General features: G+C 52.3%; 1 rRNA gene. It reads left to right on the forward strand.

Annotation, left to right across the window (positions count from 1 at the left end):
* A 23S ribosomal RNA gene (locus ACX9YW_RS22810) occupies positions 1–2,343 on the forward strand; the annotation flags it as partial.
* Positions 2,344–2,405: the final 62 nt, after the last annotated feature.

The raw sequence follows: 2,405 nt of genomic DNA on the forward strand, positions 1-2,405 counted from the left end.
GGGTGATAGCGTGCCTTTTGTAGAATGAACCGGCGAGTTACGATTACATGCAAGGTTAAGTTGAAGAGACGGAGCCGCAGCGAAAGCGAGTCTGAATAGGGCGAATGAGTATGTGGTCGTAGACCCGAAACCAGGTGATCTACCCATGTCCAGGATGAAGTCCAGGTAACACTGGATGGAGGTCCGAACCCACGCACGTTGAAAAGTGCGGGGATGAGGTGTGGGTAGCGGAGAAATTCCAATCGAACTTGGAGATAGCTGGTTCTCTCCGAAATAGCTTTAGGGCTAGCCTCACGTAGTAAGAGTCTTGGAGGTAGAGCACTGTTTGGACTAGGGGCCCTCATCGGGTTACCGAATTCAGACAAACTCCGAATGCCAATGACTTATCCGTGGGAGTCAGACTGCGAGTGATAAGATCCGTAGTCAAGAGGGAAACAGCCCAGACCACCAGCTAAGGTCCCAAAGTATACGTTAAGTGGAAAAGGATGTGGAGTTGCTTAGACAACCAGGATGTTGGCTTAGAAGCAGCCACCATTTAAAGAGTGCGTAATAGCTCACTGGTCGAGTGACTCTGCGCCGAAAATGTACCGGGGCTAAACGTATCACCGAAGCTGTGGGTGTACACCGTATGGTGTACGCGGTAGGAGAGCGTTCTAAGGGCGTTGAAGCTAGACCGTAAGGACTGGTGGAGCGCTTAGAAGTGAGAATGCCGGTATGAGTAGCGAAAGATGGGTGAGAATCCCATCCACCGTATGCCTAAGGTTTCCTGAGGAAGGCTCGTCCGCTCAGGGTTAGTCGGGACCTAAGTCGAGGCCGATAGGCGTAGACGATGGACAACAGGTTGATATTCCTGTACCACCTCTTTATCGTTTGAGCAATGGGGGGACGCAGGAGGATAGGGTAAGCGCACTGCTGGATATGTGCGTGTAAGCAGTTAGGCTGATGAATAGGAAAATCCGTTCATCGTGAAGGCTGAGCTGTGATGCCGAGGGAAATTTAAGTACCGAAGTTCCTGATTCCACACTGCCAAGAAAAGCCTCTAGCGAGATAAAAGGTGCCCGTACCGCAAACCGACACAGGTAGGCGAGGAGAGAATCCTAAGGTGAGCGAGAGAACTCTCGTTAAGGAACTCGGCAAAATGACCCCGTAACTTCGGGAGAAGGGGTGCTTTTTGGGGTGAATAGCCCTGAAAAGCCGCAGTGAATAGGCCCAGGCGACTGTTTAGCAAAAACACAGGTCTCTGCGAAGCCGTAAGGCGAAGTATAGGGGCTGACGCCTGCCCGGTGCTGGAAGGTTAAGAGGAGGGGTTAGCGCAAGCGAAGCTCTGAATCGAAGCCCCAGTAAACGGCGGCCGTAACTATAACGGTCCTAAGGTAGCGAAATTCCTTGTCGGGTAAGTTCCGACCCGCACGAAAGGCGTAACGATCTGGGCACTGTCTCAACGAGAGACTCGGTGAAATTATAGTACCTGTGAAGATGCAGGTTACCCGCGACAGGACGGAAAGACCCCGTGGAGCTTTACTGTAGCCTGATATTGAATTTTGGTACAGCTTGTACAGGATAGGTAGGAGCCTGAGAAGCCGGAGCGCTAGCTTCGGTGGAGGCGTCGGTGGGATACTACCCTGGCTGTATTGAAATTCTAACCCGCACCCCTTATCGGGGTGGGAGACAGTGTCAGGTGGGCAGTTTGACTGGGGCGGTCGCCTCCTAAAATGTAACGGAGGCGCCCAAAGGTTCCCTCAGAATGGTTGGAAATCATTCGTAGAGTGTAAAGGCACAAGGGAGCTTGACTGCGAGACCTACAAGTCGAGCAGGGACGAAAGTCGGGCTTAGTGATCCGGTGGTTCCGCATGGAAGGGCCATCGCTCAACGGATAAAAGCTACCCCGGGGATAACAGGCTTATCTCCCCCAAGAGTCCACATCGACGGGGAGGTTTGGCACCTCGATGTCGGCTCATCGCATCCTGGGGCTGTAGTCGGTCCCAAGGGTTGGGCTGTTCGCCCATTAAAGCGGTACGCGAGCTGGGTTCAGAACGTCGTGAGACAGTTCGGTCCCTATCCGTCGTGGGCGTAGGAAATTTGAGAGGAGCTGTCCTTAGTACGAGAGGACCGGGATGGACGCACCGCTGGTGTACCAGTTGTCTTGCCAAAGGCATCGCTGGGTAGCTATGTGCGGACGGGATAAGTGCTGAAAGCATCTAAGCATGAAGCCCCCCTCAAGATGAGATTTCCCATAGCGTAAGCTAGTAAGAACCCTGAAAGATGATCAGGTTGATAGGTCAGAGGTGGAAGCGCGGTGACGTGTGGAGCTGACTGATACTAATCGTTCGAGGACTTAACCACAATTTTTAGGCAAACTCGTTTTTACTTCTTCTTCAAAGATTATCTAGTTTTGAGGGAACAAA

The sequence above is a fragment of the Pseudoneobacillus rhizolycopersici genome, assembly GCF_054786815.1.